Origin of the sequence: Bradyrhizobium sp. CCBAU 65884 (genome assembly GCF_028128835.1) — a bacterium.
Taxonomy (GTDB): domain Bacteria; phylum Pseudomonadota; class Alphaproteobacteria; order Rhizobiales; family Xanthobacteraceae; genus Bradyrhizobium; species Bradyrhizobium ottawaense.
Genome location: NZ_LBJU01000102.1, coordinates 63079 through 79736, shown reverse-complemented (window position 1 = coordinate 79736; position 16658 = coordinate 63079). Strand labels below are relative to the sequence as shown.

At 59.0% G+C, this 16658-nt stretch carries 10 protein-coding genes and 2 pseudogenes; 4 read left to right on the top strand and 8 right to left on the bottom strand.

What is annotated here, in order from left to right; all coding sequences use genetic code 11:
* Positions 1-592: 592 nt before the first annotated feature.
* Positions 593-829, bottom strand: a complete 237-nt coding sequence (locus XI03_RS10650; protein ID WP_271592117.1) for a GSU2403 family nucleotidyltransferase fold protein — start codon at positions 827-829, stop codon at positions 593-595.
* Positions 830-1001: 172 nt separating this feature from the next.
* Here XI03_RS10650 and XI03_RS10645 point away from each other — a divergent pair, with 172 nt between their 5' ends.
* Complete coding sequence (locus XI03_RS10645) at positions 1002-2003, top strand: diaminopropionate ammonia-lyase (protein WP_271592116.1); 1002 nt, start codon at positions 1002-1004, stop codon at positions 2001-2003.
* Between the two features lie 1718 nt (positions 2004-3721).
* On the opposite strand, the pseudogene XI03_RS10640 reads toward XI03_RS10645, so the two are convergent.
* Positions 3722-3874: pseudogene (locus XI03_RS10640) on the bottom strand (dihydrofolate reductase); the annotation flags it as partial.
* The gene (locus tag XI03_RS40505; protein ID WP_442869709.1) at positions 3804-4187 is read right to left on the bottom strand and encodes an FAD-binding protein; all 384 of its coding nucleotides are present in this window, start codon (positions 4185-4187) and stop codon (positions 3804-3806) included. The pseudogene XI03_RS10640 and the gene XI03_RS40505, both read right to left, overlap by 71 nt.
* 178 nt (positions 4188-4365) lie before the next feature.
* Between XI03_RS40505 and XI03_RS10635 the strand changes: the two genes are divergently transcribed.
* From XI03_RS10635 to XI03_RS10625, 3 genes are all read left to right on the top strand, one after another.
* On the top strand, positions 4366-4617 hold the full coding sequence (locus tag XI03_RS10635) for a hypothetical protein (RefSeq protein WP_271592115.1): 252 nt from the start codon (positions 4366-4368) through the stop codon (positions 4615-4617).
* A 3231-nt stretch (positions 4618-7848) separates the two neighbouring features.
* On the top strand, positions 7849-9672 hold the full coding sequence (locus XI03_RS10630; protein ID WP_271592114.1) for a multicopper oxidase family protein: 1824 nt from the start codon (positions 7849-7851) through the stop codon (positions 9670-9672).
* A gap of 12 nt (positions 9673-9684) precedes the next feature.
* Entirely contained in the window at positions 9685-9942 is a 258-nt protein-coding gene (locus XI03_RS10625) for a plastocyanin/azurin family copper-binding protein (protein ID WP_271592113.1), read from the top strand.
* A gap of 175 nt (positions 9943-10117) precedes the next feature.
* Here XI03_RS10625 and XI03_RS10620 read toward each other — a convergent pair.
* The 5 genes and pseudogenes from XI03_RS10620 to XI03_RS10600 form a co-directional block, all read right to left on the bottom strand.
* Positions 10118-11057 (bottom strand): IS630 family transposase gene (locus XI03_RS10620; RefSeq protein ID WP_409241862.1). Its coding sequence is split into 2 segments (ribosomal slippage): positions 10118-10720 and positions 10722-11057, totalling 939 coding nucleotides; the frame shifts between segments, so codons are not numbered across the junction.
* Between the two features lie 89 nt (positions 11058-11146).
* Positions 11147-11629, bottom strand: a complete 483-nt coding sequence (locus XI03_RS10615; RefSeq protein WP_271592112.1) for a hypothetical protein — start codon at positions 11627-11629, stop codon at positions 11147-11149.
* Positions 11630-11642: 13 nt separating this feature from the next.
* Complete coding sequence (locus XI03_RS10610; RefSeq protein ID WP_271592111.1) at positions 11643-14429, bottom strand: outer membrane protein assembly factor BamB family protein; 2787 nt, start codon at positions 14427-14429, stop codon at positions 11643-11645.
* A gap of 29 nt (positions 14430-14458) precedes the next feature.
* A complete protein-coding gene (locus tag XI03_RS10605) occupies positions 14459-14872 on the bottom strand; it encodes a hypothetical protein (protein ID WP_271592110.1) in 414 nt (137 codons plus the stop codon).
* Positions 14873-15637: 765 nt separating this feature from the next.
* A pseudogene (locus tag XI03_RS10600) lies at positions 15638-15955 on the bottom strand (ATP-binding protein); the annotation flags it as partial.
* Positions 15956-16658: the final 703 nt, after the last annotated feature.

Here is a 16658-nt window from a genome sequence, read left to right as displayed (position 1 = left end):
AATGGAAACGGTAGAGGGGCATGACTTTACAGACCTCGAGACTCACTCGTCCGATGGCAGCAGCACCATTCCGTTTTCGTTTTGTCCTTAAGGTCGCGGATTCGTGTCTCTGCCTCATCCTTCGATTGGACCACCTGGACCAGTCATTCGTTCATGCGAGCGCGCTCAATCGTTTGGGTTCGGCGAGCTGCTCTTCGGTGGGCTTTTCCACCTCCTCCAGTATGAACCTTGCTTCTTTTCAACTGTTCCTACTTGGGCCGGAAAGCGTCGGGGTGGCCTGTTCCGCCAAGCTGGCGTTAGCCTAGAGCGTCCGAGCTAGGGCGGATGGCTTTCGGCCGAACCCACAGCGATCGATGCGATCGGCGGTTGGTTGCGCGCCCACCCGCTCACGTTCCTGCGCGAAGGACTGTCCCGCCGTTCAGTCAGCCCGTGCCAGGCTCTGCAGCGTGCGAAGGATGGGCGTCGGATATCGCAGGTCTTGTTCAAAAGTGCCGGCATCGGCATGCCACGAGCACGAGCCTGCTAATCATCATCATGGTGCTGCTGATGATCGGCGCCGAATATGCCGGTGCTGTTTCTGCCGACCTGGCTGCTATGCTCGCGCAGGGCTATCTTTCTTGGCGAACAGAGGCGCCGCGCTGTCCACCACCTCTTTCGGAAGCATCCTCAATTGCTGTCCGTCGAACGGGAGGTGAGTGAGATAGTTCGCCACCAGAGCGCCTACGGCTTCAGCCTGCGCTGCATCTCGTTGGCGTTTTAGCGCCTCCCTGTCCGGGCGACGGGACAGCCATAGTTTATGGGCGGCCCAAACCCGCGGGTCCGGAGCCACAGGCCTCGCTGGGCGCTCGTTCCCCCGAAACTGAAAAGATGAAGGCGGACTTCGAAGCGAAACGTGCCGCTGCAGAAGACCGGGTGAAGAATTTGCGCGATACCCTGGAAAGGCAAGCGGCAGTCAACCGTACGCTGGGGCTGGGCCCGTGCCGCTGCTCGGAGCTCGGATCATGCGCGCTCTCGATGGCTTCGGAATTTTGGGTTCCGGAATTCGGATTCATGCCGTGATCCGGCTGGTCTTGGAGGAAGCGAGTCGGCGGCTCGGCCGAGCTGTTGACGTCTCGGAGCTTCAGACACCTGACGTGATGCCCGTGGCTCGGGAGATGACGGTATCCTGCGCCACGGATGGAAATCATGGCAGGTCAGTCGCGCAGGGTGCCCGACTCGTTGGCGCCAAATGTGCCATATTCGTCCACTCAGGCGTCAGCGACGAACGTATTGACGCAATCGCCCGTTTTGGTGCGCAGATGATCCGGGTCAACGGCAACTATGACGACTCGGTCGCCGAAGCATCCCGAGTTGCCGCAGAAAAGGGTTGGATCACGGTCTCTGATACGTCCTGGCCGGGTTATGAGCGTATCGCGGGATTTGTGATGCAGGGATATACCGCACTCTTGAGTGAAGCACTGCGCCAGCTCGCCAAAATCCCGACCCACGTCTTCGTCCAGGCCGGGGTTGGTGGACTCGCCGCAGCAGTAGCGGGACATCTTTCGGTTCTATTCGGTAACAACCGCCCGTTCTTTACGGTTGTTGATCCCTCGCGCGCAGCGTGCCTCTTCGAGAGCGCTAGGGCTGGACGGCCTGTCAAGGTCCTGCATGGCCGCCCGACGGTGATGGCAATGCTCGAATGCTATGAACCTTCACTCGTCGCTTGGCGCATCCTGTCACGTGTAGCGGACACCTTCATCATTGTCGACGAGGAGGACGCAATCAGCGTCATGAATTGCCTTGCAAACCCCGGAAATGGAGACCCGGCCATTGTTGCAGGAGAAAGTGGTGGTGTTGGTCTTGCAGGGTTACTGAGGATTGCTTCGGACTGCACATTGCGTAGCAGGATTGGCCTTGGACAAGATGCGCGGGTATTTCTAGTCAATACCGAGGGCGCGACCGATCCTGGCCTCTACGAGGAGCTCGTCGGTGCGCCCCCAGCGCAAGTGGCGGGAAGAAACTGACGGGACCAAGTACAGTCAACAGGCCTTGTATGTTAAGCAATAGGACAAGCTCGCCGCGAGCTTCGAGTTCCTCGCGAACGCCGTCGAGATAAGCCTGACTTTCGACCCTCAGCCTCTCCCGCCTGAGGATCCCATGTCTTTCCTCGGGAATGATGGGTGTTCGAGGCCTTCAATGCAACTGATTGTGCAAAGCGCATAAGGGCAAGCGAGCGGCCGCTAGCCCGCAGGACATCTGCTGAAAGCGCCTCCGTGACCCGTGCCAATTCCTGATCGTGTGAACCGCTGCAGTCCCTAGATCAAGACAAAGGCCAGCAGACTTGAGCATAAACGCGAAGCCGGCCGCAGTCAGTGCCAGTAGACTACCCGAGACAAGGTCATGATTGCGCATGAATCATTCTCGAACGAGTTGCGCTCGTTCGCAGCCGTGAGCGGTTCGACCGGTGAGCCGATGCTTCAGCGACGCTTGGGCGTCCTCGCTTGCGGCAAGTGAAGCAGAGATCAGCGCGCCATTCGCGCCGCTCTGATCATTCTGCGAGACTGACAGGCTGAGCGGGTTAAGTCGCTCAGTCTTGCCTACCAGTTCGGGTAGGCCACTCAAGACCGCTTCCTCGCTAAAACCCACTGTGCCCGTGACCGAACCTCATGGGAAGGCCGGATGTGGTTAGTCTTGGATCATGCCAGGGAGACACAGAAGTTAGCGGCGCGTGAGAGGCACCGTTCTTTTCCTTGCTCCAGAGGTAGGGCTTACGTCACCGCTAACTTCCCCGGAAGTGCGGATGCGGCAGAGACAGCGCTTTTATCCCAGATCCCCCGGTCGATGAAGGGACGCCGAGTCGCATCCGCGCTACTTTCGAACAATGTCAGCTTATCACTGAGCTCGGGTTTACGCCCTACCGGCTGAGGGTCGTAACGTCATTCAGATGTGAGACGTGTAGGGACTGAATCATCAATAACTTGGAGCGATTCTCACACTGACAAAATCGACGCGACTGTGCAGTGTGTGATGGTGAGCCGACCAGGGAGAAGGATACATGTTCAAACGAGAAGTCACGCCAGTAAAGGCTAAGCCTCGTATGTATTTGCGCGTAGCGAAACGGCAACGGACAGCGCATCAACTCGCCGAAGCGTTTTGCTTTGCGACGCGTGCGTTTGATGACATCAACCCGACAACGCGCGAAATGGTACGAGATCCGCGATCGCATGGTCAGGACAGCCGCTGGGTGCTTCGATCTTATCGAAGGTCTTCGCATCAACCCCGGTGACCGTGAAGTCGTAACGCCTTACAGTCTAAACGCCGTCTTTGCCTGGCTGCGAGATTGCCCAGAACAGATTGAGCGCACTGTCGTCGTCGGCGGCTAGGCTGGGACCGCCCCACACGGGCCGCTTTTCGTTTTGTAAATAGCCGCGCAGGTATCGTCAGATTTCAGTAAGCTAGCCCTGATACATAATCGTTGGGCTTAACGCGGGTGGCAAGGCCAGTGCTGTGGGTTCCAGAACAGCCAGCGCTCAGCCACGCTTCGCTAAACTCAAACGGCAAGTGCGGGTGCGGCCGGATACCTGGCAATCTTCCTGGCTAGCCCGGCACCGAGCCGCGCCCGCACTGCTTTCAACTCGCGGGCTACCCCCCCTTCTAGTAGTTCCGTTCGTTGTGCGGGCGATGACCTACCCGTCGACTTCTTGCGCTGCTTGAGGCTGCTGTATGGAAGTTGTCAGGGGGTCGGCGAATTTGGCTGCTGCTCGTGGGAGTTGCGGCCGCGCACGATCAGCGCGGCGCGATCGAGCGCCTGCTCGAAGAACAGCTTATTGCCTTCGAATTCCAGGCTGGGCATGACGCGACCCGCGCCGGCAAGTATGGCGTCCGCCGAGAACATGACGTAGCTTTCGAGCGGAAAGTCGTGTGTGGCACGATTTGTGCCGCTGCCGCGTTTCAGGATTGAAACTGAGATTCAGAAGGCGGATGCGGCATCTTTGTCGATGGCAGCCGAGCGTGCTTGCAAGCTCAACGCCGTTACCGTTACATCGGGGGGGTAACGTGATGCTAGTGTGCACCACTGAGGTCCGCTCCAACAGCGCGTTGCGCGCAAAGCTGCCAGTTGCGAGAACAACACCACGCGAGGCGCGCACCCTTATGTCAAAGTTGATGCACCTGACGATGGCATCCGTGACGCGGCCGCGTTCCTTCACGAGTTGGAGCGCCGGAGAAGATGACAAATTTCTCGGCCGTACTCGCGCAGGCTCACCAGCAGCCGCGCGATTCAGGCGGCTGAGCACGGACGTGCCGCCGTGCGCAACAAGATCCGCCTCGCAGTACCCCGGCGGAGGTGGTCCCGGGTCGTTGAATGTGCGCACCGGGATCTGCCTTATGGCAGGGAAAAGCCCGCCCACAGCCAGCGTCCTCCGGCTGCTGCGGTTTTACGTCGCCCAGCAGTTGGCTGATCGTTGCGCGCTCACCTTCAATAAAACCAGCGACCGCTCATCGAGCGAAAGCTTCCAATCTGCCCTGCCGTTCAAGTGCCGTGAGCAAGAGGCGATCGTTGTGCCGAGCCGCTTACTGCAAGCCCGCTCAGAGGCGTTCTATAGCACAATCAGTGCAACCCGAATGGAAGCACCGTAAGTGCGGCCTCGCCGCCGCGGCACGGCCGATCCCCAGTGCCGGTCCCGTGACAGTGCTAGGATCGCGTGCTTGCGATGGCACTCCGTGACGGCGCAAAGCTCGTCCAGGATCCGTCCCTACTCGAGCCGCCCGGCGGCCCGATAACACTTGGCCATCGCTGATGTGATCTCGCGCTTTGCGCGCATGCTGATCTTCTGCATACCCGCTCCCAAAGTGATCCGGCAGCTCCGCCACAGGCGCGGCAGCGAAGTTGTCCGGTAAACATTTTCAGGTGACGCAACGCGGGGCAATTCCGGATGAAGTTTCCTACGCAACGAAGCCACAGTTAGGAAAGTATCGCGGCAGAGGCGTAAAGGAAGCGAAGAATTCTGCGCCACAATCGGCACATCGAAGTCTGCCGAGCATCTGCTCCAGCGCTTTTGCCCCAACTACTTCCAGCAGGAGCGAGTGTAACGGGCGGGTACCCGCCTAGCCTAGCCAACCGGATAGCTCGGTCGCCTGCAATACCATTCTAAGAGCGGCGTGAGCGAGAAGGGGTTGTCTCCTCTCCAGTCGCGCTCGCCGTCGGGCAGGTCGCGGCGCCTGCGGCTCAGGCGCGGCCTCTTACTGAGCTGCGAGCGGAGCGGCAAACGGTCCTTCCAATTGCTTCACTTGCCTGCATCAAAATTCTCTCTTGCTCGCAGCAATGTAGGAGATCCAGCTTTCAGCAAGCCGACGAAACTATGCACCCCAGAGCTCCGCGTTCTCGGGCGCAGTCCACCGGTCGGTGGCCACGGCAAAGTGGAGGAGCTTCTGCACAAGACAGATCCCTCTTTCTACATGCTTCACCTATTAAGATGGTCCCAGGCGTTGGTTTCCCCGCTGTGCGACGAACCAACCATCACCAGCATCAAGGTTTTCGATGCACGATGCCTTGCGAGTCCAATAGTTCAATCCCTCCCGGCGACACGCCCATGGCGAAGGTCGGTGCTCCCTCTCATGTGCCGGGCGTTCCCATCGATGGCGTCGGCGCGCCTTGGTCGCAGCCGCAAGGATTCCTGCACTGACCGCACCGCGACAGGCCAAGATGGCTGGATCCGATTCACCTCTGCGGCCCGAGTCAAGACCTTCTCGGCAATGCACGCCTTCAACGAAGAGGTGCGCCTTGGTTCGGGCACCATCCGGACCGGATCGTCCAGAACACCGCCCAGGCCGATTTGTAGGCCCCATGATGCTACTCGCCACAACAGAATCTGTTCGTGCCGGCCGCGACTTGCCAGCCAGTATTTGCGGAAAGTGCGATGGCGCCTCCTCGGCTGAGGGTGACAATTGGCCCTGGCCAATTTGGCTCATTTAAGTCTCTGAGCGCGTCAGCTTGTCGACAGCTGATCCTAGTAGAGGAAGAACCAGAGAGCGACACTATCCGCTCAGGATTGTGAACCGACTCAAACTGGGAGGGGACATGGACCCATTTACCAGCATCAACCCATTTGGGCGGGATTTCGCTGCTTACAACGCCGCGGTGCGAGAACCGCAACAGCAGCAAGCTGAGTTTGAGCCCTACTTGGATGAGGTGCCGCAGCTTGATACCAATGCCGTCGTAGGGGTCCCTGTTTCTCCAGATCACGACCATCCTCATCTGTCTGACGAAGACCGTAGACTCATCGAGGCGTTGGAACTTGGGCACCCTAGCGCCCGCGGTCCCGAAGACGCACTTACCGGACGCGTCGGGGACGCCGCTGCGCAGCACAGCGGGCTGTGGGAAGCATTGAGTTTGCCGAAGGAGCTAACAGCGGACGGTTACGTTCCGGATCCGCCGCGAGTGATGATGGGCGAAGCCAGCCTAGTATCGTCTCTGGTGCCAACCGCGCGCAATCACCAGGCACCGGATCCAGGAGAAGCCGTTCGTCACTTCAACCGAAGCCACGGCTACCACCCGGCTCCAAACGAACTGACCGGGAGCGATCCGCTTTCAAGCCACGAGGTCCTCATGGGTGAGGATTACATCGGGCAGTTGAGGCCTGCGAAGAGGCAGAGGACGCTAAGACAGCCGGAAGCGGATGCCATTGGGCGCCAGCTGAGCGAGTCCGGCGATCCAGTCCCTCGCGTGCTGATGGAACACGCCGGCGCACCGTCGACTTTCAGGCCAGCGGTCGCTTCGCCATTGGTCCTTCCTGCGGAAGGTTACGATCAGGATCTGCTGTGGGCGATGGTAGGAGACGCCGGCCCATCGTCGTCTCGCGAGCCGACCGCGCCCCCTCACCAACACCTGGATTTAGGAGAGGCCGTTCGTCCTTCTAACTCGGGACACGGCCACCAGCACGCGTCAGCTACGCTTGACGGTAGCAGCGTCCCGCCGGGCCAGGACGGTCGACCTTTCATAGTTCACAATGACCGCTACACGGCGCTGTTCGTTCCCGCGGCAGCGATGAGGCGAGGCACCCCGCTAAATCTTCTAGGCGCTGCGAGCCGTCTCGGATCTCTACCGGAAAACGTTCCACAGCCCAGTGCGGGACCGTCGGATGGGGTCCCGCCAGCGCTGCTTGGACGAACGATGGAGCAAGCCGCTCGGGCGTCCGCCAGGGCTGAGACGACCTCCCCCGCGGTCCGCGACGTTTATGCTGCATCATTCGCCGTTCCGGAGGACTTTTCGCATGGCAACCAACGCGCCTCGCAGACGATGCTCTCGAAGCTCGGTCGCTGGGGCCTCTTGCCGGACGCGACGCAGCCGGTAAAGCAATACGACATTCGCGGCGAGCGCTACACCGCCCACCTGCAAGGGCCCAATGACGTTTGGCTCACCCATCACCCTCAAGAGTAGACGCCGACGGACACTCCCGACGCTACGAGCCCGTCTAAGGTAGCTCTGGTACTTCGCGAGGTTGTGGGCGTTGTAGATGGGCGCTCACTCGATTTTTACTTTGTCCGTGACGCGCAGCAGCAATTGCTGAACCTGCGCCGCAATGCGGCTGCAGGTGCGGTCGATAAAATAGCTTTCAGGCTCGGGACCGCTGACTAACATTCTCCTGAGCCCGGGTGCCCCCACAGCTCGCGCCATGCGCGCACATGCGCGCTCCAACGTCTCTACTATTGGAGCGTGATGAATGCCTACGTCTTCACGTTAGTCTCCGCAGGAGAATGGCCCGTAATTCCTCGCCGAGCGGTCTTTCTGATGACCCCTGCGTCAACTGACATTTTCCTTGCCTGTCTAGCAAGCAGCGGTAGAATAGCTCTAGTTGTGGATACGACGAGATGCACGGAGCAATGATGCTGTCTCGATACAGTGTTTCAGCCCCCTGTATTGCTATCCTCCTGGTGCTAATTGCGAGTGCCGGGCTGGCTCGCGCACAGGTACCTGTCACGGACCCGTGTGCCCCCTACCCGCGCAACCCGCAGCAGCGTGAGGCTTGGATCAAGGAGCTCATCAGGAGCTTTGGCTTTGCCGATTTTCATGAACCTGCTGTCGTCCGACCGACGAACGAAAGCGCCCCCTACGAGCTCGTTGTGCAATACTCGAAGGGGAAGAAAATCGCAGGGTGCGAAGTTGAGCTTCGCTCCTATAATGGCGATCTCGTTGGCTCCACCATTCGCGCAAGACCGGGTGATACGCTCTTCATCCGCTTGACGAACAAACTGCCAGCAGATGTGACGCACCATCACCCGCAGGATCCACATCCGACTGACCACGACGGCGATTTCAGCTTCAATATCACGAATCTTCACACACATGGGCTGCACACCTCCCCGTCCGGCAACAGCGATAACGTTTTCCTGGAGATACGGCCGGAGAAGTATCCGGGTGACCCCAAGGCTAGGCAGCTGTATCGGATTCACATCCCCGACAAGCACCCGACAGGTACCTTCTGGTATCACGCTCACTTTCATGGCAGCACTGGCGTGCAGGTTTCCAGTGGGATGGCAGGAGCTCTCATTATCGAGGGTGGTCAGGATGCAAATGGCGGGCTGGATGCTGTACCTGAAATCAAGGACGCCGAACAAAAAGTCTTCGTTCTTCAGCAGATAAGGTTTGGACCTGACGGAAAGCTTGAGGACTTCGACAAAGCAATTCCGGACCGGCAGTGGTCGCGTAACATTACTGTAAATGGCGTGTTCGTTCCGACGATCCGGATTCATCCGGGCGAGGTGCAGCGATGGCGCTTTGTTCATGCCGGCGTCGAGGACAATATTGCCCTGGCACTCGACGGCCATCAGCTCCATGAAATCGCAGCAGATGGACTGGCCTTAGGTCGCCGGGTGGACTGGCCAGCGACCGAGCCTTCTCAAGAGGGTGTCCGCGAGTTGCTGCTCGGTCCCGGTTACCGCAGTGACGTTCTGGTCAAGGCCGCCCCTCTTGCCCCTGGCGAGACCTCGAAGGAGTATTTCCTGCGAGACGGCATGTTGCCCGCCGCCCTGTCGTTGCAAGCCGCAACGACGGCAATCCGGGTCGCGCAGTCAAGAGCCGCCTTTAATGCAGGGGATCTCATGGCCGACATCGGAAACAAACCGCAACGCATCATTGCACGAGTGCTCGTTGAGGGCGTCGCCAGAGACATGGCATTGCCAAGCGGCGAAGAGCTGCGTAACCGTGTCCCGAGCGAGCTCGTTCCGATCAGGGAAGAGGAATTGACTGACGCGGAGCAGTCAGTGCGCTTCGATGGCATGAGCCGCCGCTCCTGCACCCCAGATGGCAATTGTCCGATATGCCAGACCGAAAATCCCGGCTGTAAGCTGCATTTTACGTCGAATGAACGCGTCTTTATGCCCGAGCATGCGCCGCGCATGCTCAAGCTAGGTCAAGCATCCAAGTGGACCGTAGCTGGTGATGGGATCTTCCCTCATCCCTTTCATATTCACGTCAACCCGTTCGAAGTAGAGCGCGAGGAGCCTGCGCAGGACGGCAAGATGCAGCGAGCAAAACTGTGGAAGGATACGATCATCCTGCCAGCCGGTGGCCAACCAAAACCGATCGTCATCAGGTCCCGATATATGGACTACGAAGGAGAGTTTGTCATGCATTGTCACATCCTCGGGCACGAGGATATGGGAATGATGGAACGCGTCAAAATTGCAAGATAAGGACCCTGTCTCATGGCCAGCTATAACGTCACGATCAAGAATTTCGCTTTTTCACCTTCGCAAATTGAAATCAAACAAGGCGACAAAGTCATATGGACAAGTGAGGATACTGTTGCACATACCGTAACGGCTGATGAAGGCGAGTTCGACAGCGGCGACATGGTCAAAGGTGACCCGCCGTTCGAGCATACGTTTGGAACGACCGGAGAAATCCCGTACCACTGTGACCATCACGGCGGAATGAGGGGAAAGGTTAACGTAAAGGCATAGAAGGCAGGCCTCCTCACTTTTGGAACGGCGTCCTGCACACGTCGGACAGATTTGTCTCTGGTTGCCTTGCTCGCCAAACCGGCCCTCGGACGAGGACGGCCTCGTCCGTTAGAGAAGAGACTATCGGTAGAGCGCCGAGTGCGGCGGTTGGTTTGGTTATTAAAGCGTGATGACATTAGGTTCGATAGCCTGAATTTTTGAGGTAGTTGGCGCATTCCTCTGAGGTGAAGGCATCGAGTGCGTGGCCGATTGCTGCGCAGACAGCGTCGACGGTTCGCGCGGCAGCTTTGCGGACCAAGTGCTTAAGCTTGGCAAAGACTTGTTCGATCGGGTTCAGGTCTGGCGAGTATTTTGGCAGGAAGAAGAGTTTGGCGCCGACCGAACGGATGAGCTGGCGAACCACTTTGCTCCTGTGGCTACCGAGATTATCCAAGACGACGATGTCACCGGGCTGAAGGGTGGGCAGGAGAACCTTCTCGACATAGGTGCGGAAGCTCACGCCATCGATCGGCCCCTCGATGAACCACGGCGCATCGATCCGGTCATGGCGCAGGGCCGCCAGGAAGGTCATGGTCTTCCAGCGGCCGTGGGGGACTTTTGCGTGAAGTCTGCTCCCGCGCGGCGCCCATCCCCGCAAGGGGGCCATGTCGGTCCTGGTCCAGGTCTCGTCGATGAAGACCAGCCGTTCAGCTTCGACGCGATCTTGATACTTTGCCCACTGGGCTCGCCGCCGCGCGACCTCGGGACGATCGCGTTCGCCAGCCGCCACGCTTTTTTTTGAAGCTGAGCTTCTCGGCATGCACGAAGTCCCATACCGAGTGATAATCGACTTTCAGGCCGCGCCCGGCGAGCTCAGCAACGAGACCGCGTATGGTGAAATCGCCGTCCTTGATCCGCTGCGACAGCCAGACCGCGTGCTCACCCGAGATTGCCTTCGGCTTGTAGCCGCCGATCTGGCTAGGCTCGACACTGCCAGTCTCATCAACCCGCTTCATCCAGCCGATGGCCGTGCTGATTGCCACCCCAAATTGCTTGGCGGCCTGATTGCGGGACATCCCGCCCTCGATCGCGGCCACAACACGCTTGCGAAGATCAAGAGAGTACGGCTTGCCCATCCATGCTGGCCTCCGTCCAGCCAGCATGGTGAATCAGAAACCGGCTGATTTGGGAATCCCAAATCGATTCAGCATAAACCCATCCCGCTTTAGTTTGCGAGCTGGATCGTCCGAAGAACCACTGAGTCATCCTCGGTCTCAAGCGTAACCGTGTCTGTGGGCCCCACGATCCAGAATTCGCCTAACCCGCGTTCCCGCCGATTGCCGTTGATGGTTGTCGTGAGCTTTCCTGCCCTCAACTCATAGATCAGAAAGCCGCCTGTGGCTTTGAGCGGGAGTGAAGATCCTGCCCCGGCCGCTAGCGGCGCCGCAGTTGAGCCGGCCACGCGTGTGCCAGGGCGCAGACTTATTTCCTGATAGTGAACTACCGGCACATCCAGACCAGCACCAGCCGCTTGTGGCACTGCAGCTGGCCGGTTCCTCCCGGCGACGCGTTGAGCGATCAGCAAGCCGGAGTAGCGGTCGCGAGCGAAAATGCCCGCCGTATTTGCGGCAGTTTGTGCCCAAACGGGCTCACGAGACAACGAAAGTATGGCGATGACGATGAGGACGCGAAGTGGGACGCTGCTCATCGATTTCCTCCGGTTATCTGGCCGTTTCGAGCATGTAGAGTACGCCGGCAGTTGTCGCAACGAACACGCGGCCATCGGCCAGAACGGGCTCGGTGAAAATGCGGTCACTACTGTTACTGGGGTCAAGATCGATGTCCGCCAGGATTTGCGGACGTGGAACGAGTCCGAAACCGTTCGGCACGCAGTCCGCCTGTAAGACCTCCGGATTATCGCATATCGACCCGGCTGGTGGCCAGACCGACGGATCTGCGAGCACAACTAGGTGCCCTTGGGCAGTGCCCAGGAACACGATGCCCCGCGTAACCGTCGGCGGCCCAAGCTGGTAGGCCGTATTTTTCCTCGTGCCCGGAATGTCTGCTACCCACCGCACTGGACCTGAAGAAGCTGCGCAGACGTCGAGCGCATGCAACCGGGTGAACCCGGGCGGTACCTGCCCGGCTTCCACGGTATAGCCACCGGTGGTCGTGATGAACGTGTCGCGCCAGGCAGCGCCGGGAATCAGATAGCGCGTATCTCCGTGGGTTCCGCTTGTAAACGGGATGCCCGTTGGAGGAAATTGCCAGCGCACCACCGGATTCCCCCCCGCACCAGCACCCGCACGCGCAGCATAGCTCCAGCCATCCTTCTGTGTCGAAGCAACCGTAGCTCCGCAACGTGCGTCCAGCAGAGTAGGACCTGACGCCCAATCGGGATCATCGTCCATGTTGAATGGCACCGGCTTGAGCTTCCAGTCGAGTGAGCCGGTTGCGGCATTCAGTCTTAGCAGACTTAGCGAGTGATCGACACTTGGCTGCGGTTGACTTCCGCCGTTCCAGAGCCGCGCATTACCGGTTGTCGCGTAGATTGCATTGCCCAACAGTCCCCCCGCCAGTGAGGACCAGATCCCGCCGCCACGCGTGCTCGTAGCTTTGAAATCGAAGGAAGCAACGATGTTGCCGGAATTGATGTCGACCGACGCGACACGCCCGTTCTGGATCGGGCTATCTGCATGGTTTGCGATCCCCACATACACACGATTTCCGATTACGAGTGGCGAGGAGTAACCGATATTCTCGTGTAGTTCTCGCCCGTCCCCTGGTGTGAGCCCATTGAGAGCCGCGATCTCTGGAGACTTCCAGATCTCCCCACCACTCGCTGGATCGAGAGCAAAAAGCCGACCGCTGCCCAACCTGCGTCCGACAGATTGGTCAGGCCCCCCAAAGATAACTGCATCTCTCTCCCTGACCGTGCCGATTGACGCGCTCGCCGGCAGTCCTTCGGAAGAAGGGTTATGTGCGGAGACCGTCTCATATTGCGAGCGCAGCGCAGGATCGCCCGCCTTTGGATATTGCCAGAGCAGATTGCCGCTGGCCGCATCGATAGCGTAGAGCCTCCCATTGCCGTTTCCGATGAAAACACGCCCCTGATGGACGATGGCAGATGCGCGGAAACCGCGTGGATCATCCGGTGGCCGGAACGTCCACTTTACCTTAAGCGTCTTGACCTGTTGCGGGTCCGCCAGCGGAGAGTCGAACGGCTGCTGCGCATCCCGCAGTCCACTGTGCCGGAAAGCAGGCCACTCCCGCGAACAGACTTTCGGATCACGGTCTCCACAGCCAGCGTTGGCGACGTACACGAGATCCGCCACACAACGTCCCATCGACTGCACTACTGATATCTTCTCGCCTTCCTTTATCGCGCGCGTCAGAGCGACCTGGGCACCACCTCCATCCCCGATTTCTTCGGCCTCTGCGTAAATGCTGATCCTTGATCCGGGGACGAACTCCACTACCTCGATGATCGTGTCACCCGGTAGCGGCTGACGAATCTTTGCGGCCGGCAGCTGGCTGCAGGGCTTCGCCGGCGTCTTCGGTCCCGGTGCACTGGCAGTACACAGTGCCTGGGTTGCCCAGTAGTTGCCGCTCCCCTTCCCGCGAGGGTTCAGTCCAATCTGCTGCGCACCGCCAGGAGTGGGCTGTCCCCCGACCTGGTTGGGGTTCGGTATCATGTTGTCAGTGAACACCTTGATATCGGCGCCATTGAGCAGCGCACTCGATGCCGGCCCGCGCACCACAGCAACGGGGGCACCTTCATACACCGTGTCAACTACCGGACCCGGTAGTGAGGACGGCTGCGCCTGCACAATCTCGGCGCGCGACACCGGACTGACATCACGGCAAATTCCCGACTGCGCGGTGATGCGTTGCCCCTTGCGAAACGCGGGACTCACGAACGTATACGCAAAATCCGCGTTACCACCTATCTCGGTTTTCGGACCGAAACCACCGCCTGCCAGCGGATCCTCGGCAAATACTTTCCACCATGCCCCAGGGATTACGTCGGCAATGCCGACAGCACGTCCGCAATCGTAACAAGGCGCCGGATTCAACCGCGGCTGCGGCAGGCCTGCTGGATAGTCCTCTTTGTAGGACGAGACCGTCACCGCATTCGAAGGCTTGCTTTTGACTCCACCCACAACCTGGACAGCAGTGATGACTTGCCCGATTTCAAATGGCGTCGCTACTTTGATCGGCTGATTGGCGATTTCGGACGCAGTGGCCGAACCAATGGGATTTGGTTGGCCAGCAAGGTAGATCTCGATCTGCGCGTCCGGAACGTAACCGTTCACGACTACTGTCTGGGCGCATTCGTAGATCGGTCTTGTGAGCAGAATCGGCGAGACCACCTCCGGATTGTTTTGAAATCTTCCGCCACCCGGTTGCAGATGTGGGTCTCGCTCGGGCGCTGGCTGTGCACTCACGACAGGACAGCCCACTATCATGGCGCTCACAATGATGGAAATGGCCAAACGAACCTGCATGCGCCCCTCCCTTTCCAAAAACAGCGCTCTCACTGCCGTGCTGGCGAAAGCACAATCAGTCGCGCGACAAAGGGGCGCTCCCCGCCAGTATTGTCGACTGCAATCCGCTGGTCGCTATCGAGCGCAATGACGGCGCCGGGACGCACCTGCTGGGACTTGCCGTCAACAATCAGAGTCGCGTCACCGGCCTGCACGTCCAGCATTGCACGACCGGGCGCGGCAAGTTCTTCGGAGGCTTTACGCGCACCCACCAGCAGGTCGATCACCTCGACAGTCCGGCCTCCCGCATCACCTTTGAAGATTGATCGGCTGAGCAGCCCGGGAACGAGTTGTCGATATTCGCCAGGCACGTCGACCTGAGCAAAAGCACTTTTGATTGGCACAGCTATTGGGATGCATATGAGGACTGCTCTGCAATAACGGGAACGGATCGCCAAAAGCATATCATTCACCCAAATAAGAACACCAAATCTTGGCCACCAGACTGTAGGCCAAACCTTCAGATCTGTCGCATTCGGACATGCCGTATCAATGTTGGCTTTGAGTCAGAGCTACACATTTCTCGAGATGGCGCGCCTCTGGAAAAATGGCCTGGTCACTTCCTCGCCACCATTTTTGGAAATTCTTTGGGAGCCAGATTCGCGACTGCATCTCGAAATCCTTTCGTCAATCCACACTTGCCGAAGCTTTGAACTTGCGAAAATGCCCTGGCCCGCGACCGATATCCTCCCGTCTACGATCCCGACCGCCCAACGGCGCAATCTGTAGTTGTTGTCTGTTTATCGCACCTGCCGATCGGTGCATAACGCTTAAAGTAGCATTATTATTCACTCACGCTTATGCGGATTTCAACCAAAAAGATTGTCAGCATCGCTTACTATTCTTGCGAGTTCGAACCTGCAGGGTGCTGACGACCGCGGCGGCCACGCCTTGCCGCATGACGCCACCAACGCGATACCCGGGAGCGACCAGGGCGGCTCTCTTTGATTTCCACAACCGCAAAAGCTGGAGCCGCGCTGTGCGCCGAACCGCGATGCAAACAAACTCGCCCATCTCTATGTCAGTTGGCTTGCAAATTTGCTCCCTCATTGGCGTCCAAATTTGACCCCTTCGGGCGGCGGGGTTTGGCGGTGGCGCTCGTCTCGTCGGAGCTGGTCCGGATAGCGCAGGCGAGACGAACGCGGGTGATATGATCGTCGTCTCGGCTCTTGAAACCACCAGCTGTCGTTGCCGGTCTCGACGATGTCGCAGTGGTGCGTCAGCCGCTCGAACAGCGAGGTAGTCATCTTGGCATCGCCGAACACGCTCGGCCATTCGCCGAAGGCGAGATTGGTGGTGACGATGACGGAGGCGGTTCGTAGAGGCGGCTGACGAACGGAACAAAGCTGGCCGCCGCACTGAGCGAAGGGCAGATGTCCGAGTTCGTCCAGGACGATGAAGTCCATCCGGGTCAGATGCTCAGCAAGCCGGCCCTGAGGTCCGCCGCGGGTCTCGGTCTCGAGGCGGTTGACGAGGTCGACCACATTGATACGGAAAGTGGCGACTTCTTGCTGTGCTCGCAAGCTGTTGGTCCACTGGGCGGCCGATCTAAGCTAAGCTAGCCACCGCCATCTCTGTCCAGCTGATGATTCGCTCAGATTGGTCTCCGGGGACCACTCCAATTACCAACGAGCGCAAAGGCAAGAGCGACGACAACGAGAATGCCGACCACCGACGCTGTGGCTGTTCCCGACCAGCTTCGCTGCTGAATAATGGCATCAGGCTCAGCGAGACCGAAGCTGTTACCCCCATCTGAGTCATGTCGCGATCATCGTATGTGAACCACCTCACGTCTTACGCGCACTTGATGCCCTGACTAGTCATAGACCAAGGCTCGCCGACGCGAACTGTCGAGGCGTTTCGGACTTCCCGCCTCCGATGCGGTCGGCACCCGGCCACTTCTATCGACCGCAAGACTTAGGGATACAAACGGAGGCTATGGCCCCGGCTGGATTGGGCAAAGTGTTCAATTTCACGAGCGATTTGCATACCCCTCTGTGGCAGTGGATACGACGAACGCGGCATCGAAAGATGCCTCGGCCATTGGCACAGGCTATGCAGTGCGTTTGTGCCTTTAGTGTCCCTGTTCAGGAATAAAGCGCTAGTCGTGTTTTCCTGACAGGTGTGCCGTCTTGCCTTGGGACACCGGGTGCCAGGTCGTAATACTGTTGAGCCTCGAATTACCTCCAC

Coding starts and splice junctions, on each gene's coding strand:
- XI03_RS10645 (WP_271592116.1), top strand. CDS start 1,002: ATGCGCGCTCTCGATGGCTTCGGAATTTTGGGTTCCGGAATTCGGATT.
- XI03_RS10635 (WP_271592115.1), top strand. CDS start 4,366: ATGGCAGGGAAAAGCCCGCCCACAGCCAGCGTCCTCCGGCTGCTGCGG.
- XI03_RS10630 (WP_271592114.1), top strand. CDS start 7,849: ATGCACGGAGCAATGATGCTGTCTCGATACAGTGTTTCAGCCCCCTGT.
- XI03_RS10625 (WP_271592113.1), top strand. CDS start 9,685: ATGGCCAGCTATAACGTCACGATCAAGAATTTCGCTTTTTCACCTTCG.
- XI03_RS10615 (WP_271592112.1), bottom strand. CDS start 11,629: ATGAGCAGCGTCCCACTTCGCGTCCTCATCGTCATCGCCATACTTTCG.
- XI03_RS10610 (WP_271592111.1), bottom strand. CDS start 14,429: ATGCAGGTTCGTTTGGCCATTTCCATCATTGTGAGCGCCATGATAGTG.
- XI03_RS10605 (WP_271592110.1), bottom strand. CDS start 14,872: ATGCTTTTGGCGATCCGTTCCCGTTATTGCAGAGCAGTCCTCATATGC.